This window comes from Kitasatospora sp. NBC_01539 (assembly GCF_045040525.1).
Classification (GTDB): Bacteria; Actinomycetota; Actinomycetes; order Streptomycetales; family Streptomycetaceae; genus Kitasatospora.
Genome location: NZ_CP109390.1, coordinates 3,903,778 through 3,929,761, shown reverse-complemented (window position 1 = coordinate 3,929,761; position 25,984 = coordinate 3,903,778). Strand labels below are relative to the sequence as shown.

Below are 25,984 nucleotides of genomic sequence, written 5' to 3'. Positions count from 1 at the left end.
CCTCCGCGGACGTGCACCGTGCGCGATCCGAGACCCATGCTCGCCCGCCCGTGGCCCGCCCGCACCCGGTCCCGGGCCGCTGCCGGGCCGGCTGCCCGTCCCGCAGCCGCTCCTCGTGCGGTGGGGGTCAGGTGGTGCGGTTCTTGCGGGTGAGCTTGTCGATGCGGGCGCGGACGCCCCAGGCGGTGACGCGCCAGAGGGCTTCGACGACGATGTTGCGGCTCATCTTGGAGGCGCCGTGTTCGCGTTCGACGAAGGTGATGGGGACCTCGGCGACCTTGAAGCCGGCCTTGACGGTGCGCCAGGCGAGGTCGACCTGGAAGCAGTAGCCGGCGGAGGCGACCTGGTCCATGCCGAGGCCGAGGAGGGTCTCCTTGCGGAAGGCCCGGTAGCCGCCGGTGACGTCCCTGATGGGGACGTCGAGCATGAGGCGGGAGTAGGTGGAGCCGCCGCGGGAGAGGAGCAGGCGGGACCTGGGCCAGTTGACGACCTTGCCGCCGGGGACCCAGCGGGAGCCGAGGACGAGGTCGGCGGTGCGCAGGCCGGTGAGCAGGCGGTGGAGTTCCTCGGGCTGGTGGGAGCCGTCGGCGTCCATTTCGACGAGGACGTCGTAGCCGTTGTCGATGCCCCAGCGGAAGCCGGCGAGGTAGGCGGCGCCGAGGCCTTCCTTGCCCTTGCGGTGCAGGACGCGGACGTGGTTGTCGTCGGCGGCGAGCTTGTCGGCGAGGTCGCCGGTGCCGTCGGGGCTGTTGTCGTCGGCGACCAGAACGTGGACCTCGGGGACCGCGGCGCGGACCCGGGAGACGATCCGCTCGATGTTCTCGGCCTCGTTGTAGGTCGGGATGATCACCAGCACCTGGCCGAGATCGGCGAAGGTGCTCTCCTCAGGGGCAGTCACGTCAGAGCCTTTCGAGGCGTCGGCGCCGGTGCGGGGCGCACGTCGGCGCGGATGCGGACACGGGGTGCGGGTACGAGACGGGCACGGGAGCCGGGCCTCACCGGCGCACCAGAAGCGCCACGGTCAGCCCCGGCACGTGCCGCACCTCGGACGGGGTGTACGCCGCCCGCAGCGCCTCGGCCTGCCCGGCCGGGAGCTGCTGGTACGGATCGTCACCCGTCCCGATGCTAACGACCCACACCCGGCGCTCGTCACCTACGCAGGACGCGGGCACCCGGTGGCCGCCGCGACCGTGCACGTCACGACCGCGCACCCCCGCGCCTCCTGCGCGTACCGGGAGAAGGCGGCGGCGCTCGCCATCGCCACGGCTGTGGGAACCGCAGTACACCGGGGGCGTCGCCGGGAGCGGCCCGAGGCGCTCCAGCTCGACACCTCGTCGCGCCACAGTTCGGGGACGCCGATGCCCACCAGGCAGACGACCAGCGGGACGACAGAGGGAACCAGCCGGACCGCATTGTCATACGATCCGCACTTCACCATTCATAGCAGGTCGAACCGGACATTCGGGCGCGGCCGCGATACCGCCCCCAACCTCATCCGTGGGCCCGGACCGGCCTGACCGCCCGTCACCCGCCGACGCCCGCGCTCCCCGTGCCGGGCACGATCCCCACGCGCCGAATCCGCTAGTCTGTCTGCCGTCGGCCGATGCCACCTGCCCCGCCGCAGGTGCCTCGACAGACCCCCGCCTCAGTAGCTCAGGGGATAGAGCACGGCTCTCCTAAAGCCGGTGTCGCAGGTTCGAATCCTGCCTGGGGCACAACGCGGAAACGCAAAGAGGCCCAGGCCGGAGGGGAAACCCTCCGGCCTGGGCCTCTCTCGTTCCGGACCACTGGTCCTCTCGTGCCCCATCCGTGCCCGCGACCTCCGGCGAGTCCTGCTCGCCGAGCGCCCTGCGGGCGGCCTCACCCATCCTGTCGGCGATGGCCCGGTCCCGGTCCCGGTCACTGGTCATGTGCTGGTAGATCAGTGCGGCCCCCCGCGTGGTGCTGTGTCCCATCCGCGTCATGAGTTCCCGGGTGCTGGCCCCGCTCTGCGGGGCGAGGGCGTTGCCGGTGTGCCGCAGATGGTGGAAGTGCACGTTCCCGGTGATGCCGGCCCGGACATGCGCGGACACCACCGGGAGTCAGTCTCCAGGCCCGTACTGACCAGGCCTGATGGCGTCCTTGAGCGCATCGGCGATCTGCAGGTACTTGGGCCGGCGGCGGTCGTCTGGGCCGGCCATCGTGTCGGCTCCTCGCTGCTCTCTAGGCACCGTAGGGTCGCGCGGTCGAGGTCAACGAGATGACCCGAGACTCTGCCTCCTACGTCCTGGAGTGCGACTTCGACGCCTGAGCGTCCACTTCGTCCGAGCCTGCCGAGTACCGGCGGGAGGAGGAGGTGGGAGGGGTGTTGTTACGAGTCTCGCTACTTCATCAAGGCGCGCACGGCGCGATTGCGGTCAGGCTCAAAGAGCCCTGACCGAGTCGCAGCAGCTTACGGCCCCTCGATCATGCTCGGACCCAGACCAGACAGGACACCGGCCAGAACCGCTCCACCACCCGCGCAGCTCACGACTCAGATGGCGACCGGGGTGCAGCAACCTCTGGTTCCCGAGAGAGAGCAGCGGCATACTCTGCTTCAAAAATTTCGACGAACCGGCGCTCGCGCGACGATTGGGCATCCATGAGCCAGTAAGCCCTCATCCGCTCCCAGGACTCCATATTCCTTGGAATCTTGAACATATTGGCCGCGTTGGCCTGGATCGATTCCCAGGGGATTGCCCCGGTCTCTGCCCCCATTCATAGATAGTGGGTGACGAGCCGCGTGTACGTGTGCCGCTCCCAGCCGTCGCCGGTCAGCCCATGGGAGACTCCCCAGGATCCACGATACCTGGGATCCTCCAGGGCCATTATGAGTAGCTCTTTGTGGAGTCCTCGGGTTGCCTGCCACTGTTCAACTCGGGCCTGGCATGACTGAATGATGATCGACGCGACAATTCCCATCACTGCGAGCGCGGAAAGAATTGTCGCGATGGCGGAACAGGTCTGCCAAATCGCGCTCAACTTGTTCCGGTATTCCCCCGTCCCTGGCGTCATCCGCTGAAGCGTAAAGGGTGACAGTGCAACAAGTCCAATAATGCAGAATGTGTCGGCCGCGAGAATGATTGGCGTGTGTGCCCTGCGTGGTATTCCCCACCTGCCAGTGCGCTGCGAGCCCACTTTCCCCCCGGTCGGTCGGTGAGGAGGTGACTACCCGGCGTGTGGTATCCCCGTGCGATCGGCGGAGGCCCTGACGCAAAGCTGCAATGATTCCCGCCGCTGATGCTTCGACTTCGGGGCCGCATCTGGGCCGTGTGAGGTCGGCCGGCGCTAGCCAACGTTGACAACCGACCACGGCAAAGGGTCTGTTCAGCGGAGTGGGCAAGTGCCCAACCGCTGACCAGCCCGGTGCTGGATCAGAACTTGTTCTTATGGCGAGACGAGTCGCATGGTGGGTGTACAGCCTCCTACGAGGCGAGCTCGGCCCAAGAGGAGGGCAGCCATGTATGCAGCGGTACGGCGATACGAGGGAGTGACCGATCCTGCTGAGGCGGGACGCCGAGTGCAGGAGGGCTTCATACCACTCATCCAACAGGTCCCCGGATTCGTGGCTTACTACTGGGTCGCCGCTGGGGATGGGGTGATGGTCTCGACCAGCGTCTTTGAAGACCGGGCTGGGGCCGTGGAGTCGATCAAAAGGGCTGCAGACTTCGTGCGTGAGAATCTTGCGTCACTGCTCCCCAACCCTCCCCAGGTCACGGCCGGCGAGGTTGTCGCGTCCGGGTAGTAATGGTCGGCTGCGGGGCTGAGTACCTGACTGCGCTACTACCTCGGTGAACAATCGCGGCCGCTCCCCGCCTGCCCTTGCCGGTCGGCCTCTGCGATCCCCGACAGCAGGTTGGTGCATGAGTTGGGTCGGGACGAAGAGGCCACCGCACCACGGGCTGCACCGTCGATCCACTGGTGGTTAGACCCCCTGGCCCGGCTCGAACGGGTCTGGCCGGCTCACGAGGGAGATCCTCGGGAGTCGGCCCTTTGTCGTCGGGTCGGCCGGGGCCGGGGCCGTGGCCGGGTCACCGGCCTGGTCCTCCGTTGCCGCCGCGGGGGCAGGACCGGGTGGTCAGTTGTCGGACGGGCCCGATCCGGCCCCGACCCGGACCGGGCAGGGCGCCGGTCGAAACCGCTTCACCACCAGCGTCGACTCGGCTCACGCGTCCGCTCGCCGGAGGCGGTACCAGTCGCCCTCGTCCGCCATGGCAATCACGACGTACTCCTCCAGGCTGTCGGCTGCAGCCGGCCACTCGCCGGTCTGCGGGACCCAGGCGAACACGGCGTTGCCACGTTCAGGTGTCAGTGCGAAGGGCGGGGTCAGTCGGTGTAGTAGCCGGTGATGTCGGCTACCAGGTCGACGGTGCCGTAGCGGTTGTAGAACGACACCTTGCCGTCCTTCACCGGGACGACCACGAGGTTGGGGACGATCTGGCCGTAGGTGAAGTTGAGGTTGGACACGTTCGGCCGCTCGGTGCCCGCGGGGAAGACCGTCACGAATCCGCCGGCGGTGGGCTTCACCGCGGTGACGTTGAGGACGACCGCGGTGACGCCGGTGGTCGGCAGGCCGGCCCGGCCGGCCACGGTGAGGGTCATGATGCTGTTGTCGCCCAGGCGGGCGGCCTTGCCGCCGGCGATGCCCGTGCCGTACCGGGTGTCCATCAGGCGGCTGGGGCCGGTGCTGGTGAACTTCCCGGTGCCGCTGGGGGCGTAGTAGCCGGTGATGTCGGCTATCAGGTCGACGGTGCCGTAGCGGTTGTAGAAGGAGACCTTGCCGTCGGATATCGGGACGATCACCTGGTTGGGGATGGTCTGCCCGGAGCGGAAGTTCAGGTTCGACACCGCGGGCGGGGTGCTGCCGTAGGGGAAGGCCGTGACGAAGCTGTCCGCGGTGGGGCGGGTGGCCGTCACGTTCATCACCACGCCGGTGGCGTCCGCCGGGACGTCGGCCAGGGTCAGGGTGAGCACCCCGCCCGGGCCTACCGGGGCGAGTGCGGCACCGGTGCCGTAGCGGGTGTCGAGCAGCCGGGTCGGCGTCGTGGTGGTGAGGTCCGCGCCGCCGGTGGGGGCGTAGTAGCCGGCGACGTCCGCGAGCAGGTCGACGCTGCCGTACCGGTTGTAGAGGTCGACCCGGCCGTTGACGACGGGCACCACGACGAGGTTGGGGACGATCTGTCCGGCGGTGAAGTTGAGGTTGGACGCGTTCGGCCGGGGCTGGCCGTCCGGGTACACGGTGACGAAACTGTCGCTGGTCGGTGCGACCGCGGTCACGTTGAGGATCACCGCGGTGGCGCCCGCCGGGACGCCGGTGCTGCCGCCGGTGACCTGGAGGGGCAGCGTGCCGCCCGGCCCGACCTTCGCCTTGGGGGCGCCGATGGCGAGCCGGGTGTCCAGCAGGCGCTTTGGCGCGACCGGGGTGTAGCCGCCCGGTGTCGGCGTGGTCGCCGTGACGACGTCGACGTCGGTCGACTTCAGGAACGCCAGGCGGTGGTTGTACCGGATCGGGTAGTACGTGTCGCTGCCGACCACGAGGGTGCGGTCGTCCGGTGCGTCGCCGTCGATGTTCTGCGCGTAGTAGTAGTCACCGGCCACCGGCTGCGGGCTGCTCGCGAGGTACGCCTGGCCGGCGGGGATGGTGGCGGTGTACGGCGTCGGACCGATGTCCGTCGTGTCGATCGCCGGGTGGGACCCGTACGCGGCGAGTTCGGGGTACGCCCGCCCGTACACGGGGATCGACGATGTGCCGGCGCGGGGCACCAGGACGGTCTGGCCGGTGCGGTTGTCGGCGGCGGCGCTCTGGCCGTTCGGGTTGGAGAACCAGCCCTTCACACTGCCGTACCAGACGGCCGTCCAGTCGCCCTGCTGGTCGGCGACGACGTAGCTGGTGCCGGCGACGGCCTTGGCCTTCCAGCTGGCGGCCTGCGTGGTGCCGCCGCCGACGAGGGAGGCGGTGCTGCTCGGCGCGGTGCGCAGGTAGACGAAGTTCTCCGGGCGGGCGGAGGTGCCGTCCACCGGCGGTGTGTTCGTGGAGTCGAAGGCCGGCGCGATGGTGACCTTGCCGCCGACCAGGATCGGACCGCCGGTGCTGGCCCGGACGGGCCCGCCGATGAGGTCCATGTAGTGGTTCCAGTCCCAGAACGTGCCCGGGTCCCAGTGCATGCCCGCGATGTCGCTCTGGCGCGGGCCCGGCACGTCGTCGTGCCCGATGATGTGCTGGCGGTCCAGCGGCACCCCGAACCGGTCGGCGAGGTAGCGGGTCAGCGAGGCGGACGACTGGTAGAGCTGCTCGGAGTACCAGGTCGCGTTGTTCGCCGGGAACGCGTAGCCCTCGTGCTCGATGCCGATGCTGTGCATGTTGACGGACTTGTTGCCGGCGTGCCAGGCGACGTTCTTGGTGTTGACCAGCTGGGTCACGTGGCCGTCCGACGAGCGGACGATGTAGTGGGCGCTGGCCTGGGTCGACGCCTTCCGGAAGGTGGCGATCGAGCCGTCGAAGCCGCCCTCGGTGTCGTGGATGACGATGTAGTCGATCTTCTGGCCGTCCGTCGGGCGGTCCGCGATCGTGTAGTTGCCGAAGGAGGTCGGGTCCGCGGCGTCCTGCAGGGCGTACGCGGCGGGCCTGAAGTCGCAGCCCAGGCCGGCCGGGCACTCCACCGGGCCCGGTGTGTCCGCGGCGAGGACGCTGCCGGACGCCTGCACGCCGGTGAACGAGGCCTGCAGAGCCGTCCTGGCACCGGCCGTGGTGCTGCGGGACGCGGTCGCCCCGCTGCCGTCCTCGCCCTGTGCGGTGGTGGCGGTAGTGGCCTTGGCACCCTTGGTGACCTTGGCCCCGGGGGTGGTCCTGGGGCCCTTCTTCCCGGACCCGCCCGGCCGTCCGGCCGTCGGCACCGGCGCGGCCACCGGAACGGTGGTCTGGCCGTCGGCCGAGCTCAGCCGCAAGCCGCCGGTGTCGCCCGCCGTGACGGCCGGCGCGGCGGCGAGCGTCACGAGCTGGCCGTCGGTGGTGACCCGGACGGCACCCACGTGCACGGTGCCCAGCACACGGTCGGCGAAGTCGTTGCCGCCCTTGTCGGCCGCCGACTCGCTGAAGCGGGCGACGGCCGCGTACCAGTCGTCCGGGTCGCTCGACAGCGCCCTCCCGGCCTCCTTCTGGTACTTCACCAGCAGGGCGGCTGCGCCGCGGATGCTCTGGGACGGGTCGGTCCTCAGCCGGGCCGCCGGCTCGTCGATCAGCTTGGCGGCCTTGTCCAGCGTGTGCAGCGCCGGGCTGTCCTCGACCTCCACCGGGGGCGCGTCGGCCCGCACCGGGGAACCGTCGCCGCGGCCGTCGGCCTCCGGGCCGGGGCCGGCGTCGATGGCCTTCGCCACGGCGGCCGGGTCGACCTGCGTCAGGCCCATCACGTTGTAGTTGCCGGTCGTGCTCGGCTCGCCGTGGTGGGACTCCCACCGGCTCTGCTGGTACGACAGCGCCAGCAGGATGCTCTGCGGCACCTTGAACTCGGCCGCCGCCGACGCGAACCGGTGCTGCAGGACGTCGGGTCCCGACACCGGGTCGGGGGTGGTGTCGGCGCCGGCGAACAGCGCGAAACCAGTGGCGGACGCGACCACCGCCGCGGTGATCGCCAGCGGGATCCGCAGGCGGCGGGTGCGGCGGTGCGCGGCACCCGCGGCACCGCTCCCGGCTCTGTGTGTGGGGCTCAACGGAGTCGCGGACCTTCCGTGTCCGAACCGGCCGTGGGGGCCGGACCCATGCGGAGCCGACTGGTGGGGGCGGCGATGCCGTGCGTCGGGAACGCCTGGTTGCACAGAGGGCGACGAGAAGTTAGCACCCGATGGAGTGTCCGTCGTGCACCGGGGGGGGTCTGACCTGCGGAGCTGCGGCAGTCCGTGGCGGCGGGTGCGGCGGTGCGCGTCGGCGCGGAGGAACGGGCACGGCCGTACGCGGCGGTGCGCGGTGCCGTACGGGCCGCAGCAGGGGGGGGCGAACGGCCGCCGCCCGGCCCCACGCCGTCGGTACGGCGGTGGACCGGGCGGGTTGACGGGCGGCGGACGGACTACCGGCGGTGCTTGCCGTTCCCGGGGACGGCGGGCTCCGGGTACGGGATGCGCAGCCTGCGTGCGAGGGGCGCCACGGCGTCGCCGGCACCGAGCGGGCGCGCCAGCGCGAACAGCGACAGCAGGATGGCGAGCGCTCCGACGGCCAGACCCGCGACGGCGCCCGGCAGACCGTCGCCGACCGCCGCACTCACGCGGGCGGCGGCCCAGACCGCGGCGGCCGCGCCGGGGAGGCAGGCGGCGGCGATCGCCAGGTGCAGGGCGATGACGGAGCCGCCGTTCAGGCCGCTGCGCTGCTTGCCGCGGCGCAGGCCGAGGTCGACGGTGGCGTCCGGTGCGGCGGCGAGCCGTGCGGCGGCCTCCGCGCCGGTCGGGGGCCTGCGCAGCCGCCGACCGAGGGCCCAGCCGGTCAGGCCGACGCCGATCAGGCAGGCGATGCTCTGCGCGCCGGCCATGCCGATGATGATCCAGCGCGGGCCCAGCAGCCAGTACGCGACGGCCGACAGCCCGGAGTTCGTCGTGGTGGAGACCACCGTCAGCCAGAACGGGGTCCGCGCGTCGCCCATGGCGTAGAAGCCGCGGGCGAGGGCGTACTGCGCGCAGAAGGCCGGCAGGCCGATGGCGAAGGCGATGAGCGCCTGGGCGATCACCCAGGAGTCCGCGGTGCTGACCTTGCCGTGCCCGTAGGCGATGGCGGCGATCTGCGGGGCCAGCGCGATGAACAGCATCGTCGCGGTGACGACCATCGCCGCGGACGAGCGCAGCATGCCGGAGAGGTCGCCGCCGATCTTCGCCAGGTCGCCGTTGGTCGCGGCCCGCGCCATGCCGGGCAGGAGCGCGGTCACCAGCGAGATGGTGATGACGCCCTGCGGCACCACGAACAGCTGGTAGGCGCTGGTGTACGCGAAGTTGCCGAGACCCACCGTGAGCCCCGCCGCCTTGGCGCGGCCCTGGGCACCGGTGGTGAGCTGGCTGATGATGGCGAACGAGATCTGGGTGACCACGACCAGCATCAGCGCCCAGGTCGCCGCCTTGATCGGCTTGGTGAGGCCCGCACCGCGCCAGTCGAAGCGCGGGCGCCAGCGGAACCCGGAGGCCCGCAGCGAGGGCAGCAGGCCCAGGGCCTGGACGACGATGCCGAGGGTGCTGCCGAGGCCGAGCAGCATCGTCTGCCCGGAGGTCATCTGCTCGGCGTCGTCCGCGTTGTTGCCGATGGCGATGTAGAGGCCGAACACGGCGATCGCCACGACGTTGTTCAGCACCGGGGTCCACATCATCGCGCCGAACCGGTCGCGGGAGTTGAGCACCTGGCCGAGCAGCGTGAAGACGCCGTAGAAGAAGATCTGCGGCAGACAGAAACGGGCGAAGGCGATGGTGAGGTCGCGCTGCGCGCCGTGGAAGTGCGAGTAGAGGTCGACGATGGTCGGCGCCAGCGTCCAGGCGCCGACGGTCAGCACGACCAGGATGACGCCGCACAGCGTGAGCAGGCGGTCGGTGTACGCGACGCCGCCGTCCTTGTGGGTCTGCGCGGCGTGGACCAGCTCCGGCACGAAGACCGAGGCGAGCACGCCGCCCAGCAGCATCATGTAGACGACGTTGGGCAGCGAGTTGGCCACGTTGAAGGAGTCGCCGAGCGCGGCGGAGCCCAGCGCGGCAGCGATCATCGCGCTGCGGATGAAGCCGAGGGCGCGCGAGGAGAGCGTGCCGAGCGCCATGATCAGGCCGTTGCGCCCGACGGACGAGGACTGCTTGCCGGGCTCGCCGCTGCCCTCGCCCTGCCGCTGGCCCGGCAGCGTGGCCGACCCCTGCGGGGTGCCCGGAGGCTGCGGGGCGTACAGGGGCTGCGGCGGTAGACCGGGGTGGCCCGCGTCGCCCGGGCCCGACTGCGGCGGCTGGGCCGGGATCGGTCGCAGGGCCATAGTCGGCGGGTCGCCGTACGCGTACGAGTCAGGGGACTCGCCCGCGGTGTGCATGGTCATCTGACCCCCGTCACTCGGTACCTGGGCGGTGGTGCTGCAGGGCCTCCGCACAGGTGCACCCAGCCGGAGCAGTCTGCCAAACCGTGGCACTCCCTGGGGAGTCCGGTGTTCCGGGCGGCAGCCCTGCGTTCACGGAGGATATCGGGGGCGCGAGGGGCCCGGAAACGCGAAGGGTGATGGAATATTCCGGTATGTCCGCTTAAGTGGCTTGGGCGGGCGGTCCGTTCGGGTTGGCTGCTCCTCGCCCGATTCCCTGCCGCGGCTGGGAGAATGCACGATCGTGTGACCTTTATCACTGGCTTCCGGCTGTGGCGGTCGTGGACGCGGGGCCCTGCGCGGGCCCGCACCCGCCTCCGGGCGCCCTGGCGGTGGCCCCTGGCCAGGTGTGACGGCCAGGCGTGACGGGCGGGGTCGACGGGCGATGGGCAGGGCCGGGCTGCACGTCGCGCGGTGCGCCGAGGTGGGTCGCGGTCCGGTGCGGTCCGGCGGCGTTCCGTGCGACGCGGGTGCCGCGTGCCGCGGTTGTCGCGATTGTGCGGCGTTCCCCGGAAGGGGTTGCGCAGCCCGTGCGTTGTCCGGATGGGGGATGTGCGCGGTTGCCCCCGACGGCGCCGCGGCGTGTGCGAGCGGTGACAGGTTGTCGACCGCCCCGGGAAAACTTTGCAGGGTACTGCACGGCAGGGCGAAATCTGAGCGACTTGGGAATGTTGTCGCTTTTCTGTGCGTTGGATCGTTACGTGTGAGCCTCCGGCAGGCCCGCACGACTGTGAGCAGCGCAGGCCCGCGCGGCTGGCGCCGCCGTAACCGGCAATCAGCAAGGGAGCAAGCATGGCCACTCGTGCCGTCGTTCGCGACAGGGCCGACCGGACTCGCTCGGCCCGGCCGACCAACCTTGAGGCAGACCGCGACCTCGTCGGCATGTACCTCGACGAGATCGCCAGGACGCCACTGCTCGACGCCGCCGAGGAGGTGCAGCTCTCGCTCCGCATCGAGGCCGGCGTGTACGCGCAGCACCTGCTGGACGCGGGCCCGCTGCCCGAAGGGATGACGGCCGCGGAGCTGGAGGCGATAGCCGAGGACTCGGAGCGGGCCAAGGACGTGTTCATCAGGTCCAACCTCCGCCTCGTGGTCGCGGTGGCCCGCCGGTACCCGCGCAGCGGGCTGCCCCTGCTCGACCTGATCCAGGAGGGCAACGCGGGTCTGGTGCGTGCGGTCGAGAAGTTCGACTACGCGAAGGGCTTCAAGTTCTCCACGTACGCGACGTGGTGGATCCGCCAGGCGATCACCCGTTCCATCGCCGACCAGTCCCGCACGATCCGGCTGCCCGTCCACCTCGTGGAGGAGCTCGGGCGGATCCGCCGGGTGCAACGGGAGAAGTCGAAGGAGCTGGGCCGTGAGGCCGCCCCGTCCGAGATCGCGGCGGAGCTGGACACCACGGAGGCGCGGATCAAGGACGTCCTGGACTGGGCCCGCGACCCGGTGAGCCTCAACATGGCGGTCGACGACGAGGGCGAGACCCAGTTCGGGGACCTGGTGGAGGACACCGGCGCGGTCTCCCCGGAGGACGCCGTCATGGTGATGCTCCGCCGTGAGGAGCTGGACGACCTGATCGGCCGGCTGGACGACCGGACGGCGTCGATCATCCGGTCGCGGTACGGCATGGAGGACGGCCGGGAGCGCACGCTGACCGAGGTCGGCAAGCAGCACGGGCTGACCCGTGAGCGGATCCGGCAGATCGAGAAGCACGCGCTGGCGGAGCTCAAGAAGATCGCCGACCACGCGGGCTTCGAGGCCGCCTGACCTCTGTCCGGGTGGGGGGCCGGCGGTGGAGGTGCCGGTCACCCGTGCCGGTCACCCCCGTGCCGGGTGGGCCGGGGCTCGCGGCCCCATGAGCGTGAGTGCTCGTCGGCGTGAGTGCCTGCGAGCGTGAGTGTCCGGGAGCGTGAGGTTCGGGGTCTGCGACTCGGTGCCTGCGGCTCGATGCCTCCGGTCCGGTCCGGTGCGCGCGGTCGGTACGCGTCGGCCGGTCGGGTCGTTGACCGGGTCGACCCTAGGCTGGGGGAGGAGGCATCGATGGAGGAGAGAGAGTCGGAGGCGGGTCGTATGGCCGAGCAGAACAGCGACCGGGGTGCGGAAGAGGCGAAGCCCGCGGCGGCTGCCCTGGGGTTCGGGGATCCGCTGGACCGCCGGAGCAGTGACGACACCGACCTCGGCTGGGGCGAGCGTCCCGGCGGCGAGGGGCGTGAGCGCGGGCTGGACTGGTACCTGAACCAGCGGCCCCCGCACCACGGGGGGTAGCGCGCCGCGGAGCCGCGCCCGCCGGAGCGTCTGGTCGAGTGCCTGGTCGGAGCGCCCGGTCGGCGCCTGCAGGCCTGGGTCGGGCCTGCAGGCCGCGCCGGCGTCAGCCCTGGCGGACCAGGGCGTCGCGGATCTCGGTGAGCAGGGCGACCTCCTGGGCCTCGGCCGCCAGCACCTCCTGCTGGGGGGTTCTGCGCTTGGCCATGTAGTGCAGCATCGGCAGGACGAAGACGAAGTAGACGACCGCCGCGGTGATGATGAACTGCAGCAGGGCGCTGAGCACCTCGCCCCAGAGGATGTAGATGCCGGACGACACCGTCCCGTTGGCGGCGAGCGCGCAGGGCCCCTTGAGGCAGGACCGGTAGGACGCGAGATCCCCGGTGCCGAACAGGCCGACGACCGGGTTGATGACGCCCTTCACGAACGCGTTGATGACATTCGTGAATGCCGCGCCGATGACGACGGCGATCGCCAGATCGATGATGTTCCCGCGGAACAGGAATTCCTTGAAGCCTTTCATCCCGTAACGACATCACATCGCCTCGGCCGCCGCGGAATGCGGCGCGCCAGAGCGGGCCGATCGATCGGGTGGTCCCGGTGTCACCGGGTGGGAGGCGCCGCGCCCGCGCAGCGCGGGGAGGAGACCGGGTCGGCGGTGACCGCGGAGGTGGCGGCCGGCGGGGGCGGTCCGGGGCGCAGGGGCCCGGCGGCGAGCGCGGTGACGGCGGCGACCAGCCCGGCGGCGAGGACGCCGGGACGGTGGCGTACGGCCTGCTGCAGGCGGTGTCGCCCGCCGGAGCCGCGCCGGACGGGTGGGAAGTCGGGCACCGCGCGCCGGGGCGGTACGGAGAGCGGGAGCGGGGGAACGGGGCAGGTGGTCACGGTGTCCGCCTCGGTCGGTGGTCCGCGGGACCGGTCGGCCCGCGGACCCCAGAATCCGCCGGAATGCCGTTCACCCGCAGCGCCCGGCGCATTCCTGTGGACAACTCGGGGGTGTGGAAAACTCTCCTCCCCCGAAAGGAGTAATGCGGCGGCTCGCACCGTGGCCCGTCGCAGTGCCCGGTTACCCGGAAGGCGGCCCGGGCGTGTGCAGGCCGCCGTGTCCGGGAGCAGGGTCCGCTCCGGGCGTGCGAAAAGCCCGGCGCCGCACCGATCGGGTCGGTGGGGCCGGGCTTCGCGGGCCGTGCGTCAGCCGGCCGAGGCCGCCGACGAGGACGTCGAGCCGGTCGAGGACGACCCCGACGAGCCCGAGCCGGAGCTGGAACCGGACGAACCGGAGCCCGACGAGCCGGAGGACGCCGAACCCGCGGAGGCGGTGGAGGACGTCGAGGACGCCGTTCCCGAGCCCACCGCGCTGCTGGAGGAGGAACGGCTGTCGGTGCGGTAGAAGCCGGAGCCCTTGAACACGACGCCCACGGCGGAGAAGACCTTGCGGAGCTTTCCCTGGCATGCGGGGCACGTGGTCAGTGCTTCGTCGGTGAACTTCTGCACCGCCTCCAGGCCGTTGCCGCACTCGGTGCACTGGTACTGGTACGTGGGCACTTGTCTTCCTCCTGGCACTCTCGCCTGATGAGTGCTAACGATCGTCCATGATGCGGCATTCCGCTGGAACAGTCCAGCGATGCCGGGTGTGAGATGGCTCCATCCGGGGCGGTCCCGGGTGTCAGCTACGGGCGGCACCCGCTCCGACCAGCTGCGGAGCGGTCGCTTCGGGGGCGAACCGCGCCGCGCCGGACGCTCGTGCGACGGTGCGTCCCGGCGCCGCGGGCCGGACGAGCAGTCGGCGCAGGGCGACCAGGGCGACCAGCCCGAGCCCGGCGCCGGCGACCGGCACCAGGAAGCCCGCGGACGGGCCGCCGGAGTCGATGAGCTGCCCGGCGACGGTCGAACCGGCGGCGAGGCCGAGTCCGATGGCGCCGGTGAGCCAGGTGAAGGCCTCGGTCTTGGCGCCGTCGCCGACGAGCGTCTCGACCAGGGTGTAGCCGGTGATCAGCGTCGGTGCGATGGCGAGGCCGCAGAACAGGCCCGCGACGGTCAGCGAGGTGAGGCCGGGCATGGCCCAGAGGGTCGAGCAGCCGAGCACCAGCAGCGCGTAGCTGCCGAGCATCCGCTGCCGGGCGGAGCGCCGCCAGGCGACGAGGCCGTAGAGCACCCCGGCGAGCATCGAGCCGGCGGCGAAGATGCCGTAGACGGTGCCGGCGGCGCCGGGTCGGCCGACGGACTCCGCGAAGGCGGTGATGGAGACCTGGAGGGCGCCGAAGACCGTGCCCACGCCGAGGAACGAGCCGGCCAGCAGCCGGACGCCGGGGGAGGCGAGGGCGGACTCGCGCCGGGCGCCCGCGGTGTGCGGGTGCCGTGCGGGCGCGGTGCGCCGCTGTGCGGCGAAGGCGAGGCCGCCGGCGACGGTCAGCGCGGCCTCGGTGACGAGCCCGGCGGCCGGGGTGACGCCGGTCGCGAGGGCGGTGGCGAGCACCGGCCCGACCACGAAGGTGAACTCGTCGGTCACGGATTCGAAGGCGAACGCCGTGTTGAGCGTGGCGGGGGAGTCGGAGAGCCGGGCCACCCAGCGGGCCCGCACCATCGCGCCGATCTGCGGCACGGAGGCGCCGGCCGGGGCGGCGGCGGCGAAGAGCGCCCACACCGGGGTGTGGCCGAGGGCGAGCGCGATCAGGGCGCCGACCGACAGGGCGTGCACGGCGAGGCTGGGGAGCAGGACGGACGCCTGCCCGTAGCGGTCGGCGAGCCGGCCGGTCTGCGGGCCGACCAGGGCCTGGGCGACGGCCGAGACGGCGGCGACGGCGCCCGCGGTGCCGTACGAGCCGTGGGTGTCGAGGACGAGCAGCACGATGCCCAGGCTGAGCATCGCGTAGGGGAGCCGGGCGGCGAAGGCGGGGACGAGGAACGTCCGGGCGCCGGGGGTGCGGAGCAGTGTCGCGTAGCCGACGCGGGTGGGGGCCGCGGGGGCGGGTGCCGGGGACGCCGGTGCGGGCGTTCCGAGGGCGTGGGTGTCGTCGACCGTTCGGCGGGCCGTCACGGTCGGTCCTTCCTGCTGCCTGGTAGCGCCCCGGGGCATGGGTGGGCCCCGACGGCGCCGAGAGTCGTCCTCTCGCGCGTCGACCGGGGTTGATACCGGGTCCCGCCGGGCCGCGTGGTGGTGCGGGTGCCGGCGTGCGGCAGGGTGCTGCGGACCGCGGCCGCCGAGCGGTCGCGCCAACTCTGCATCAGACAGATGTTGCGGGTTGGTGGGTACGGATGACCCGTACCGCTCGATTGTACGGCAGGAGGCCGTTCGGGGCTGTGGATGCAAGGAGCGTCACAGTCCACGCGGTCCAGAGGGCCCCGGCGACCGCGCTGCCGACCGGCATCGGCGACAGGCCCCGGCGACCGCGCAGCCCGACCGGCCCCGGCGACCGGGCTCGCGGCCGCGCTGCTGCCCGGCCTCGGAGACCCGGCTCGCGACCGGGCGGAGCGGGATCAGCGTCCGCGCAGCCAGCCGGCGAGCTTGCCGCCGCGGTCGACGGCGCGCAGCCGGCGCTCGGCGGCCTCGCTGACCTCCTCGGTGGTGACGACGAGGAGCTCGTCGGAGGCCCGCAGGATGGTGGCGCGCTCGGGGACGAAGCTGCTGCCGTCGCGGACGACCAGGGTGACGGCGGCCCCCTTGGGCAGCCGCAGCTCGCCGACCTCGACGCCCGACATCCGGGAGTCGGGGGAGAGCGAGACGGAGAGCAGGTGGCCGTGCAGCTTCTCCAGCGGCGCGGCCTCGATGCCGAGGTCCTGGCCCATGTCGCCCTCGCCGATCCGCAGGCCGCGGGCGACCAGCGGCAGGGTCGGGCCCTGGAGCAGGGTGAACACCACGACGAGGACGAAGACGATGTTGAAGACCTCCTGGGCGCGCGGTGCGGCGGCCACCATCGGGATGGTGGCGAGCACGATGGGCACCGCGCCGCGGAGCCCGGCCCAGCTGAGCAGGGCCTGCTCGCGCCAGGGCAGCCGGAAGGGGGTGAGCGAGACCAGGACGGAGGCCGGGCGGGCGAGGAACACCAGCACCGCGCCGCTGACCAGCGCGGGGACTATCGCGGAGCCCATCGCGGCGGGCGTCACGAGCAGGCCGAGCACGACGAACATGCCGATCTGGCCGATCCAGGCGAGGCCGTCGGCGAAGCCGCGGACGGCCGGGCCGTGCGGGAGTTTGGAGTTCCCGAGGATCACGGCGGCCGTGTAGACGGCGAGGAAGCCGGAGCCGTGCAGGAGCGAGGCGCCCGCGTACGCGAGGACGGTCAGCGCGAGCACCGCGATGGGGTACAGGCCGGAGGAGGGCAGCGCGACGTGCTTGATGCCGTACGCGCCGAGCCGGCCGACCGCGTAGCCGACCGCGGCGCCGATGGCGAGCTCGCCGAGGATCGTGCCGAGCAGGACGTACCAGGGGTCGAGCGGGCCGGTGGTCGCGAAGGCGACGACCAGGATGACGACCGGTGCGTCGTTGAAGCCGGACTCCGCCTCCAGCAGGCCGGTGAGCCGGCGCGGCAGCGGCACCGTCCGCAGGACGGAGAAGACGGCCGCCGCGTCGGTGGAGGAGACGATCGCGCCGAGCAGCAGGGAGGTCCGCCAGTCGAGCCCGACCAGCCAGTGCGCGCCGCCCGCGGTGACGAAGACGCTCACCGCGACGCCGACCGTGGCGAGCACGGTGGCGGCGGGCATGACCGGCCTGATGTCCCGCCAGCTGGTCTTGAGGCCGCCCTCGGCGAGGATCACGACGAGTGCCGCGTAGCCGAGTACCTGGGTGAGCTCGGCGTTGTTGAAGACCACGCCCAGGCCGTCCTGGCCGAGGGCGACGCCGATGCCGAGGTAGATCAGCAGGCTGGGGAGCCCGGACCGGGAGGAGATGCGCACGGCGACCACCGCGACCAGGAGGATCACGGAGAACTCGAGCAGGAACGTGTTCAGGCGGTCGACGGTCACGCAGGGGCACTCCGGGGGTGGAAGCGGCTGATGAGTCGTTACTCAATCTAACATTTTGCCTGATCTTTAACGGGGCGGATCGGCCTTCCCCGGGGGTCACCCGGCCGGGGTATCGTCCCTGTGATCCAACCGTGGGCGTCCCCGGTGCACGTCCGCCATCCGAGCCGCCTTAATGTGGTGACCTGTCACGGCCGCCATCACCCCGCCAAGGACCCAGATGCCCCGCTCGAAGAAGTTCCGGCGCGCCCGTCTGATCGTGATCGTGCTGGCCGTGCTGCTGATCGCCGGGCTGGGCGGTGGCGGCTACTGGGCTGTCCACACCGTGCGTTCCTCCTTCCCCGACGTCACCGGCACCGTCCGGGTCGCCGGGATGAGCAAGCCGGTCGACGTGAAGCGCGACGCCAACGGCATCCCGCAGCTCTACGCCGACACCTCCGAGGACCTCTTCCGCGCCCAGGGCTACGTGCAGGCGCAGGACCGTTTCTGGGAGATGGACGTCCGGCGCCACATCACGGCCGGCCGCCTCTCCGAGATGTTCGGCTCCGGACAGGTCGAGACGGACGCCTTCCTGCGCACCATGGGCTGGCGCCAGGTCGCGCAGCAGGAGTACGACACCCTGCTCGCGCCCGAGACCAAGAAGTACCTGCAGGCCTACACGGACGGCGTGAACGCCTGGCTGTCCGAGCACCCGGGCGGTGCGGGCGCCTCGCTGGAGTACGCGCTGCTGGGCACCGTGAACGGCGACTACGAGCCCGAGAAGTGGAACCCGGTCGACTCCGTGGCCTGGCTGAAGGCCATGGCCTGGAACCTCTCCGGCAACCTCCAGGAGGAGATCGACCGCTCCCTGCTGGCGCAGAACTTCTCGCAGGACGAGATCGACCAGCTCTACCCGGAGTACCCGTACGAGCGCAACGGCACCATCGTGAAGGGCGGCACCGTCGCGAACGGCCGGTACAAGCCCGCCGGCGACGACGCCGCGGGCACGGCCGCCGCCACCGCGCAGGGCCGGGCCACCGCGCAGGCGCTGCTCAAGGGCATCGCCGACAACATGGCCGCGATGCCGCAGCTCCTCGGCCCGCAGGGCCAGGGCATCGGCTCCAACTCCTGGGTCGTCTCCGGCAGCCACACCACCACCGGCAAGCCCCTGCTCGCCAACGACCCGCACCTCGGCCCCGGCCTGCCGTCCGTCTGGTACCAGATGGGCCTGCACTGCCGCACCGTGGGCGCCGCCTGCGGCTACGACACGGCGGGCTTCACCTTCGCCGGGACGCCCGGTGTGGTCATCGGCCACAACCAGCACATCTCCTGGGGCTTCACCAACCTCGGCGCCGACGTCACCGACCTCTACCTGGAGAAGGTCACCGGTCCGGACACCTACCTCCGCGACGGCCGGGAGGTGAAGTTCGAGACGCGCAAGGAGGTCATCAGGGTCGCCGGCGGTCCGGACCGCACCATCACCGTCCGCACCACCGCCAACGGCCCGCTGATCTCCGACCAGTCCTCCGAGCAGCAGAACGTCGGCACGTACGCGCCCGCCGGCAACGCCGCCCCCGACCGCGCCAGCGGCTACGGCGTCGCCCTGCAGTGGACGGCCCTCACCCCGGGCACCACGATGGACGCCGTCTTCGAGCTCGACGCCGCCGCCGACTGGGACGGCTTCCGCAAGGCCGCCGCCGACTTCGCCGTCCCCGCGCAGAACCTCATCTACGCCGACACCGAGGGCAACATCGGCTACCAGGCCCCGGGCGTCATCCCCGTCCGCGCCAAGGGCGACGGCCGCTACCCCGCCCCCGGCTGGGACTCCGCCTACGACTGGGAGCCCAAGCCCATCGCCTTCGCGGCGCTGCCCTACGCGTACAACCCGGCGGCCGGCTACATCGTCACCGCCAACCAGGCCGTCGTCGACAAGAGCTACCCCTACAGCCTCACCACCGACTGGGAGTACGGCACCCGCGCCAAGGAGATCACCGACCAGATCGAGGGCAGGCTCAAGAACGGCGGCAAGATCTCCCCGGACGACATGCAGGCCATGCAGCTCGACAACACCAGCGTCATGGCCAAGACCCTCGTCCCGCTGCTGCTCAAGGTGAAGATCAACGACCCGTACGTCCGCGAGGCCCAGGACCTGCTCAAGGACTGGAACTACCACCAGGACGCCGACTCGGCCGCCGCCGCCTACTACAACGGCGTCTGGCGGGCCCTGCTCACCCTCTCCTTCGGCCAGAAGCTGCCCGCCTCGCTGCGCGCCGAGGGCGACTGCCTGCTCGTCCGCCAGAAGCGCGACTCCACGCTCCCCGACGACGCGCTGAACGGCACCCCGCAGGCCGTCACCGAGTGCGGCACCCGCGAGCCCTCGCAGGCGCAGCCCGACGGCGGCGACCGCTGGATGGAGGTGGTGCGCACCCAGCTCGCCACCCCGAACAGCCCGTGGTGGGACTACATCGACTCCGACCACCTGCCGCAGCACGGCCTGAACAACCTGCTCGCCCAGGCCATGAAGAGCGCCCGCCAGGACCTCACGGCCTACCTCGGCAAGTCGATCTCCACCTGGAGCTGGGGCCGTCTGCACACCCTGACGCTCAAGGAGTCGACGCTCGGCAGCGACGACTCGTCGATCGCCTCCGGCTTCGTGCACCGGCTGCTCAACCGGGGCCCGTACCGGCTCTCCGGCGGCAGCGCCGCGGTCAACGCCGCCGGCTGGACCGCCGCCGCCGGGTACCAGGTCGACTGGGTGCCCTCGATGCGCATGGTCGTCGACCTCAGCGACTTCGACGCCTCGCACTGGATCAACGTCGGCGGCGCCTCCGGCCACGCCTTCCACACCAACTACAACGACCAGACCGAGCTGTGGGCCGAGGGCAGGCTCCTGCCCTGGTCGTACTCCGCGGACGCCGTCACGAAGAACACCAGGAACACGATGACGCTCACCGCCGGCTGATCCGGACCACCGCGGACGGGGTGACCGCCGCGTCGACCGGAAGGTCGTGCGGCTCGGCGGGCACCTCGTCCAGCAGTTCCTCCTCGTACAGCAGCGTCGCCAGCAGCGGCCGTACCCCGGCCGCGGCCAGCCGGGCCAGCACCCGGTCGTAGCTGCCGCCGCCGCGGCCCAGCCGCAGCCCGCGCCGGTCGACCGCGAGGCCCGGCAGCAGGACCAGCCGCGCGTCGCAGACCGCCGCCGGGCCCAGCCGCGGCCCGGTCGGTTCCAGCAGCCCCCGGCCGGCCCGCACCAGCGCCCCCGGGCCCGCGTACGCCGCCCAGTCGAGGTCGTTGTCGGGCAGCAGCACGGGCAGCAGCACCCGCACCCCGCGCGCCGCCAGCACGTCCAGCAGCGGGCCCGTCCCCGGCTCCCCGCCGACCGACACGTACGCCGCCACCGTCCAGCCCGGCGAGGCCAGCCCGGCGGCCCGGACGGCCAGCTCCTCGGCCGCCGCCGCCCGCCGACCGGGTGACAGTGCACGCCGACTCTCCAGCAGGCGTGACCTCAGGGCCGCCTTGTCGTTGTGCAATGGATTGGCAGTCAACGGATCCCCCTGTTCGGCACCGGTCGGTCGGTGCACAGAGCCTGACACGCGGAAGGCGCCCCATGTCCACCCCGCTCCTCGTCCAGGCGCTCGCCGCGCTGAGCGTCCCCGCCGCCGCCGGCACCGGGCTGCTCGGCCTCCGGATGCGCCGCGGCGCCGCCCGGGCCGCCGGACGCGAGGCCGCGCTGCGGGGCGAGGTCGCCGGGCTCCGCCGGGAACGGGACGAACTGCAGCGCACCGCGTCCTGCGACCCCCTCACCGGCGTGTGGAACTACCGCCACCTGCAGATCACCCTCGACAAGGAGATCGAGCGCGCCCGCCGCGCCGAGGCCGCCGACGAACGCCGCCCGCTCGCCCTGCTGATGCTGGAGATCGCCGGCTTCGAGGCCGTCGTCGCCGAACGCGGCCGCAGCCGGGCCGGAGCCGTCCTGCGCGACCTCGCCCAGCGCCTCGCCGTCGAGATCCGCCGCTCCGACACCCTCGGCCGCTACGGGGGCGAGGAATTCCTCGTGCTCCTGCCCGACACCGCCGCCGAGGGCGCCGAACAGGTCGCCGAACGCCTCTGCTGGGCCGTCCGCCGGCACCGGCTGCTCGACAGCCCCGACAGCGACCGGGCGGCCTCCGCCACCCGCCCGGACACCGACGCGGCCGTCCGCGGCAACGGCCTGACCGCCGCCATCGGCATCGCCGTCCTCCCCCGTGACGGCACCCACGCGGCCCTGCTGCTCCGCGCCGCCGACCGCGCCCTCGCCGAGGCCCGCCGTGCGGGCGGCGACTGCTGGCGGGGCGCACCCGTCGACCCGGTGCCCGGCTCCTCGGCCGGTGCGGCCGTCCGGACGGGCCTCCGCACCCCCGCCGACGCACTGGGCGGCCCCGCCGAGCACCCTGCCGAAGGACCTGCGGAGGCGGGGCGAAAGCCCGGTAGTGTGTCCGCTTGTGTCGGCGAGGCAACCCTCACCTCCGTCGGCCGTGCCCGCACCGCGGCCGCCTCGCGGGTGGCCCGGGACGGGATCTAAGCCCGGCTTCACCTCGCTCTCAGAGGGCGCCAACCCGCCTTAGTAAGGTCGACGCATGACGAAGACGCACGCCCGCACCCCCGTCACCAAGGCCGTCGTGCCCGCTGCCGGACTGGGAACACGCTTCCTGCCAGCGACCAAGGCGACTCCCAAGGAGATGCTGCCCGTCGTCGACAAGCCGGCCATCCAGTACGTCGTCGAGGAGGCCGCCGCCGCGGGCCTCTCCGACATACTGATGGTCACCGGCCGCAACAAGCGGGCGCTGGAGGACCACTTCGACCGGGCGTACGAGCTGGAGGAGCTGCTCACCCGCAAGGGCGACCACGACCGGCTCCGCCGCGTCCAGGAGTCCGTGCAGCTCGCCAACATGCACTACGTCCGCCAGGGCGACCCCAAGGGCCTCGGCCACGCCGTCCTCGTCGCCGAACAGCACATCGCCGGCCAGCCGTTCGCCGTCCTCCTCGGCGACGACCTCATCGACCCGCGCGACCCGCTGCTCTCCCGCATGATCGAGGTCCAGCAGGAGCTCGGCGGCTCCGTCGTCGCCCTCATGGAGGTCGACCCCGCGCAGATCCACCTCTACGGCTGCGCCGCCGTCAAGCCCAACGGCCTCGGCGACGACGTCTTCCGGATCAGCGACCTCGTCGAGAAGCCCGACACCGCCGACGCGCCGTCGAACTACGCGGTGATCGGCCGTTACATCCTCGACCCCGCCGTCTTCGAGGTGCTCCGCAAGACCGCGCCCGGCCGCGGCGGCGAGATCCAGCTGACCGACGCCCTGCGCGAGCTCGCCACCCGCGACGAAGCCGACGGCGGCCCCGTCCACGGCGTGCTCTTCAAGGGCCGGCGCTACGACACCGGCGACCGCGCCGACTACCTTCGCGCTATCGTCCGACTGGCGTGCGAACGCGACGACCTCGGCCCCGAGTTCCGGAGCTGGCTCCGCGCGTTCGTCACCACCGAGATGCAGAGCTGACCCACCACGAAGGCGAGTGAGGCGATGACCGCGGGCCCCGCGCAGAGCAGCGACGACCCCTGCTGCGAGGACGCCGGGGCCCCGGCACCGTCCGCGGCCGCCCCGCGGCCGCCCCGCATGTGGACCGTCGACGAGCACCGCGACGACGTGCTGTCCGGCATCGCCCCGCTGCCCCCGGCCGACCTGCCACTCCTCGACGCCCAGGGCTGCGTGCTCGCCGAGGACGCCGTCGCCGCGACCGACCTGCCGCCCTTCGACAACAGCTCGATGGACGGCTACGCCCTCCGCTCCGGCGACCTGCCGGACGACACGGCGGACGGTCACCCCGCCGCCCTCGCCGTGGTCGGCGACATCGCCGCCGGCGCCGGCGAACTCCCCGGCGTCGGGGCCGGGCAGGCCGCCCGCATCATGACCGGCGCCCCCGTGCCGCCCGGCGCCGACGCCGTCGCACCCGTCGAGTGGACCGACGGCGGCACCGGCACCGGCCGGCCCGCCGACGCCATGACCGCCGCCGTCGCCGACGAACACGTCCTCGTCCTCCGCCCGGTCGCGGCGGGCGCCCACATCCGGCGGCGCGGCAGCGACATCGCCGCGGGCACCACCGTGCTCACCGCCGGCACCGTCCTCGGCCCCACCCAGATCGGCCTGCTCGCCGCCATCGGCCGCGGCACCGCCAGGGTCCGCCCCCGGCCGCGCGTCGCCGTGCTCTCCACCGGCAGCGAGCTCGTGCAGCCCGGCGAGCCCGTCGGCCCCGGCCGGATCCCCGACTCCAACAGCTTCGCCCTCGCCGCCGCGGCCCGCGCCGCCGGCGCCGACGCGATCCGGGTCGGCGGGGTCCCCGACGACGCGGACGTGCTGCGGGCCGTCCTCGCCGAGCAGCTCGGCGCCGCCGACCTCGTCGTCACCAGCGGCGGCGTCAGCGTCGGCGCGTACGACGTCGTCAAGGAGGTGTTCGACGGCTACGGCGGCGTCGACTTCCGGCGGCTGCGGATGCAGCCCGGCAAGCCGCAGGGCTTCGGCCGGATCGGCGACGGCCCCGGCATCCCGCTGCTCGCCCTGCCCGGCAACCCGGTCAGCGCCTACATCTCCTTCGAGCTGTTCGTCCGCCCGGTCATCCGCACCATGCTCGGCGCCCCCGACGTGCACCGGCCCGTCGTCCGCGCCGTCTGCACCGAGGCCCTGCGCTCGCCCGCCGGACGCCGGCAGTTCCTGCGCGGCCGGTACGCCCCGGACGGCACCGTCACCCCCGTCGGCGGCGCCGGATCGCACCTGGTCGGCGCCCTCGCCCGGGCCGACTGCCTGATCACCGTGCCCGAGGACACCACCGCCCTGCCCGCCGGCAGCGCCGTGGACGTGGTCCTTCTCACGGACTGACCGGGCAGGCGCTGTACGGTAGCGCGGTATTCGACCCGCGCCTCTGGAGCACACCCGTGACCGAGACACCCCCCGGCGACCGCCTCACCCACGTCGACGACACCGGCGCCGCCCGCATGGTCGACGTCTCCGAGAAGGCCCCCACCGTGCGCACGGCCGTCGCCGCCGGACGGGTGCGGGTCGCCCCGCGCGTCGTCGAGCTGCTGCGCGGTGACGGCGTGCCCAAGGGCGACGCGCTCGCCGTGGCCCGGATCGCCGGGATCATGGGCGCCAAGAAGACCCCCGAGCTCATCCCGCTCTGCCACCCGATCGCGATCTCCGGCGTCAAGGTCGACCTCGCCGTCACCGACGACGCCGTGGAGATCACCGCCACCGTGCGGACCGCCGACCGCACCGGTGTCGAGATGGAGGCCCTGACGGCCGTCGCCGTCGCCGGCCTCACCGTCATCGACATGGTCAAGGCCGTCGACAAGGCCGCCGCCATCGAGGACGTCCGGGTGCTGACCAAGACCGGCGGCAAGAGCGGCGACTGGACGCGGGGCGAATGATGCGCGCACTGGCCGTCACGGTCTCCAACCGGGCCTCCGCCGGCGTCTACGCCGACAAGGGCGGTCCCCTGCTCGTCGAGGGCCTGCGGGCGATGGGCTTCGACGTCGACGGCCCCCGCGTCGTCCCGGACGGCGAGCCCGTCGAGGCGGCGCTGCGCGAGGCGGTCGCCGCCGGCTACGACGTGGTCCTCACCACCGGCGGCACCGGCATCTCCCCGATGGACCTCACCCCCGAGATGACCGCCCGCGTGCTCGACCGCGAGATCCCCGGCATCCCCGAGGCCGTCCGCGCGTACGGCCGCGACAAGGTGCCCACCGCGGCGCTCTCCCGCGGCCTCGCGGGCCTCGCCGGGCACACCCTGATCGTCAACCTGCCCGGCTCCACCGGCGGTGTCCGCGACGGCCTCGCCGTGCTCGCCCCGCTGCTCCCGCACGCCGTCGACCAGCTCCGGGGCGGCGACCACCCCCGCCCCGGCGCGGCCCCCGCGCCCGGTGCCGCCGGTGCCGCCGGTGTCGCCCCCACGGCCGGCACGTCCTCCCGGAGCGAGCCCTGAACGCCGGCTGGCCGGTCGAGCTGACCGAGGGCGACGTCACCCTGCGTCCGATCCGGGCCCGCGACCAACGGGACTGGCAGGAGGTCAGCCGCCGGAACCGCGACTGGCTGCGCCGCTGGGAGGCCACCGTGCCCCCCGTGCCGGCCGGCCACGGCGTGGCCCGGCCGAGCTACCGGCAGATGGTCCGTTACCTGCGGAGCGAGGCCGCCGCGGGCCGGATGCTGCCCTTCGTCGTGCTGCACCGCGGCCGGCTGGTGGGCCAGCTGACCGTGGGCGGCATCACCTGGGGTTCGATGTGCTCCGCCAACGTCGGTTACTGGATCGACGAGGAGGTCGCCGGCCACGGCATCATGCCCACGGCCGTCGCCCTCTCCGTCGAGCACTGCTTCTCGACGCTCGGCCTGCACCGGATCGAGGTGTGTATTCGCCCCGAGAACCGGCCGAGCCGGAGGGTGGTCGAGAAACTCGGCTTCCGCGAGGAGGGAATCCGCCCGCGCTATCTCCACATCGACGGCGACTGGCGCGACCACCTGGTCTACGCACTGACCGCCGAGGAGGTGCCGGAGGGCATGCTGCCCCGGTGGCGCTCCGTCAGGAGCACGGGCTCCGGCCGTAATTGAATATATGTTCGAAATAGATATCGATATGGCATCGGCGAGCGCGCCGACCGGTGCAAACAC

Annotated in this window: 20 protein-coding genes, 1 tRNA gene and 1 pseudogene; 10 read left to right on the top strand and 12 right to left on the bottom strand. The window is 72.5% G+C overall.

Annotation, left to right across the window (positions count from 1 at the left end):
• Positions 1–127: 127 nt before the first annotated feature.
• The gene (locus OG335_RS16745; RefSeq protein ID WP_405011922.1) at positions 128–898 is read right to left on the bottom strand and encodes a polyprenol monophosphomannose synthase; all 771 of its coding nucleotides are present in this window, start codon (positions 896–898) and stop codon (positions 128–130) included.
• A gap of 97 nt (positions 899–995) precedes the next feature.
• Positions 996–1,139, bottom strand: coding sequence for a hypothetical protein (locus tag OG335_RS16740; RefSeq protein WP_405011921.1), 144 nt, complete (start codon positions 1,137–1,139; stop codon positions 996–998).
• A 503-nt stretch (positions 1,140–1,642) separates the two neighbouring features.
• On the opposite strand from OG335_RS16740, the gene OG335_RS16735 reads away from it, so the two are divergent.
• Positions 1,643–1,715: transfer RNA gene (locus OG335_RS16735), tRNA-Arg, on the top strand.
• 790 nt (positions 1,716–2,505) lie between these two features.
• Here OG335_RS16735 and OG335_RS16730 read toward each other — a convergent pair.
• From OG335_RS16730 to murJ, 4 genes and pseudogenes are all read right to left on the bottom strand, one after another.
• Positions 2,506–3,033, bottom strand: a pseudogene (locus OG335_RS16730) (DUF6082 family protein).
• A 1,150-nt stretch (positions 3,034–4,183) separates the two neighbouring features.
• Positions 4,184–4,306 (bottom strand): hypothetical protein, encoded by a 123-nt coding sequence (locus tag OG335_RS16725; protein WP_405011920.1) that lies wholly within the window; start codon positions 4,304–4,306, stop codon positions 4,184–4,186.
• Positions 4,307–4,344: 38 nt separating this feature from the next.
• A complete protein-coding gene (locus tag OG335_RS16720; protein WP_405011919.1) occupies positions 4,345–7,725 on the bottom strand; it encodes an N-acetylmuramoyl-L-alanine amidase in 3,381 nt (1,126 codons plus the stop codon).
• Positions 7,726–8,078: 353 nt separating this feature from the next.
• A complete protein-coding gene (murJ, locus tag OG335_RS16715; RefSeq protein WP_405011918.1) occupies positions 8,079–10,058 on the bottom strand; it encodes a murein biosynthesis integral membrane protein MurJ in 1,980 nt (659 codons plus the stop codon).
• An 828-nt stretch (positions 10,059–10,886) separates the two neighbouring features.
• Between murJ and OG335_RS16710 the strand changes: the two genes are divergently transcribed.
• Positions 10,887–11,858, top strand: a complete 972-nt coding sequence (locus tag OG335_RS16710; RefSeq protein ID WP_405011917.1) for a sigma-70 family RNA polymerase sigma factor — start codon at positions 10,887–10,889, stop codon at positions 11,856–11,858.
• 273 nt (positions 11,859–12,131) lie between these two features.
• On the top strand, positions 12,132–12,356 hold the full coding sequence (locus OG335_RS16705) for a hypothetical protein (protein ID WP_405011916.1): 225 nt from the start codon (positions 12,132–12,134) through the stop codon (positions 12,354–12,356).
• A gap of 103 nt (positions 12,357–12,459) precedes the next feature.
• Here OG335_RS16705 and mscL read toward each other — a convergent pair whose 3' ends face one another.
• From mscL to OG335_RS16680, 5 genes are all read right to left on the bottom strand, one after another.
• Positions 12,460–12,876: a large conductance mechanosensitive channel protein MscL gene (gene mscL, locus OG335_RS16700; RefSeq protein WP_405011915.1), complete on the bottom strand. Its 417-nt coding sequence runs from the start codon at positions 12,874–12,876 to the stop codon at positions 12,460–12,462.
• 80 nt (positions 12,877–12,956) lie between these two features.
• Positions 12,957–13,238 carry a hypothetical protein gene (locus OG335_RS16695; protein ID WP_405011914.1) on the bottom strand — a complete coding sequence of 94 codons (282 nt, stop codon included), beginning with the start codon at positions 13,236–13,238 and terminating at the stop codon, positions 12,957–12,959.
• 306 nt (positions 13,239–13,544) lie between these two features.
• A complete protein-coding gene (locus OG335_RS16690; RefSeq protein ID WP_405011913.1) occupies positions 13,545–13,898 on the bottom strand; it encodes an FmdB family zinc ribbon protein in 354 nt (117 codons plus the stop codon).
• A gap of 121 nt (positions 13,899–14,019) precedes the next feature.
• Entirely contained in the window at positions 14,020–15,390 is a 1,371-nt protein-coding gene (locus tag OG335_RS16685) for an MFS transporter (protein WP_405011912.1), read from the bottom strand.
• 440 nt (positions 15,391–15,830) lie between these two features.
• Positions 15,831–17,315, bottom strand: coding sequence for a potassium/proton antiporter (locus tag OG335_RS16680; protein ID WP_405011911.1), 1,485 nt, complete (start codon positions 17,313–17,315; stop codon positions 15,831–15,833).
• Positions 17,316–17,532: 217 nt separating this feature from the next.
• Between OG335_RS16680 and OG335_RS16675 the strand changes: the two genes are divergently transcribed.
• A complete protein-coding gene (locus OG335_RS16675; RefSeq protein ID WP_405011910.1) occupies positions 17,533–20,253 on the top strand; it encodes a penicillin acylase family protein in 2,721 nt (906 codons plus the stop codon).
• On the opposite strand, the gene OG335_RS16670 is transcribed toward OG335_RS16675, so the two are convergent.
• A complete protein-coding gene (locus tag OG335_RS16670; protein ID WP_405011909.1) occupies positions 20,240–20,836 on the bottom strand; it encodes a 5-formyltetrahydrofolate cyclo-ligase in 597 nt (198 codons plus the stop codon). The two genes, OG335_RS16675 and OG335_RS16670, sit on opposite strands and share 14 nt — an antisense overlap.
• Positions 20,837–20,898: 62 nt before the next feature.
• Here OG335_RS16670 and OG335_RS16665 point away from each other — a divergent pair, with 62 nt between their 5' ends.
• The 6 genes from OG335_RS16665 to OG335_RS16640 all read left to right on the top strand — a co-directional run bounded on the left by OG335_RS16665 (position 20,899) and on the right by OG335_RS16640 (position 25,924).
• Positions 20,899–21,852: a GGDEF domain-containing protein gene (locus OG335_RS16665; RefSeq protein ID WP_405011908.1), complete on the top strand. Its 954-nt coding sequence runs from the start codon at positions 20,899–20,901 to the stop codon at positions 21,850–21,852.
• Positions 21,853–21,907: 55 nt separating this feature from the next.
• The gene (gene galU / locus OG335_RS16660; RefSeq protein ID WP_405011907.1) at positions 21,908–22,828 is read left to right on the top strand and encodes a UTP--glucose-1-phosphate uridylyltransferase GalU; all 921 of its coding nucleotides are present in this window, start codon (positions 21,908–21,910) and stop codon (positions 22,826–22,828) included.
• Between the two features lie 117 nt (positions 22,829–22,945).
• Positions 22,946–24,202, top strand: coding sequence for a gephyrin-like molybdotransferase Glp (gene glp / locus OG335_RS16655; protein ID WP_405015425.1), 1,257 nt, complete (start codon positions 22,946–22,948; stop codon positions 24,200–24,202).
• Positions 24,203–24,318: 116 nt separating this feature from the next.
• Positions 24,319–24,750, top strand: a complete 432-nt coding sequence (moaC, locus tag OG335_RS16650; RefSeq protein ID WP_405015424.1) for a cyclic pyranopterin monophosphate synthase MoaC — start codon at positions 24,319–24,321, stop codon at positions 24,748–24,750.
• Positions 24,750–25,304, top strand: a complete 555-nt coding sequence (locus tag OG335_RS16645; RefSeq protein WP_405015423.1) for a molybdenum cofactor biosynthesis protein B — start codon at positions 24,750–24,752, stop codon at positions 25,302–25,304. Before moaC ends, OG335_RS16645 begins: the two co-directional genes overlap by 1 nt.
• Positions 25,301–25,924 (top strand): GNAT family N-acetyltransferase, encoded by a 624-nt coding sequence (locus OG335_RS16640; protein WP_405015422.1) that lies wholly within the window; start codon positions 25,301–25,303, stop codon positions 25,922–25,924. Before OG335_RS16645 ends, OG335_RS16640 begins: the two co-directional genes overlap by 4 nt.
• The last annotated feature ends 60 nt before the right edge of the window (positions 25,925–25,984 follow it).

Bases quoted from the DNA above. Each gene is read 5' to 3' on its own strand.
- galU (WP_405011907.1), top strand. From the start codon at position 21,908: ATGACGAAGACGCACGCCCGCACCCCCGTCACCAAGGCCGTCGTGCCC.
- OG335_RS16705 (WP_405011916.1), top strand. From the start codon at position 12,132: ATGGAGGAGAGAGAGTCGGAGGCGGGTCGTATGGCCGAGCAGAACAGC.
- OG335_RS16645 (WP_405015423.1), top strand. From the start codon at position 24,750: ATGCGCGCACTGGCCGTCACGGTCTCCAACCGGGCCTCCGCCGGCGTC.
- OG335_RS16710 (WP_405011917.1), top strand. From the start codon at position 10,887: ATGGCCACTCGTGCCGTCGTTCGCGACAGGGCCGACCGGACTCGCTCG.
- mscL (WP_405011915.1), bottom strand. From the start codon at position 12,876: ATGAAAGGCTTCAAGGAATTCCTGTTCCGCGGGAACATCATCGATCTG.
- glp (WP_405015425.1), top strand. From the start codon at position 22,946: ATGTGGACCGTCGACGAGCACCGCGACGACGTGCTGTCCGGCATCGCC.
- moaC (WP_405015424.1), top strand. From the start codon at position 24,319: ATGGTCGACGTCTCCGAGAAGGCCCCCACCGTGCGCACGGCCGTCGCC.
- OG335_RS16665 (WP_405011908.1), top strand. From the start codon at position 20,899: ATGTCCACCCCGCTCCTCGTCCAGGCGCTCGCCGCGCTGAGCGTCCCC.
- OG335_RS16675 (WP_405011910.1), top strand. From the start codon at position 17,533: ATGCCCCGCTCGAAGAAGTTCCGGCGCGCCCGTCTGATCGTGATCGTG.
- murJ (WP_405011918.1), bottom strand. From the start codon at position 10,058: ATGACCATGCACACCGCGGGCGAGTCCCCTGACTCGTACGCGTACGGC.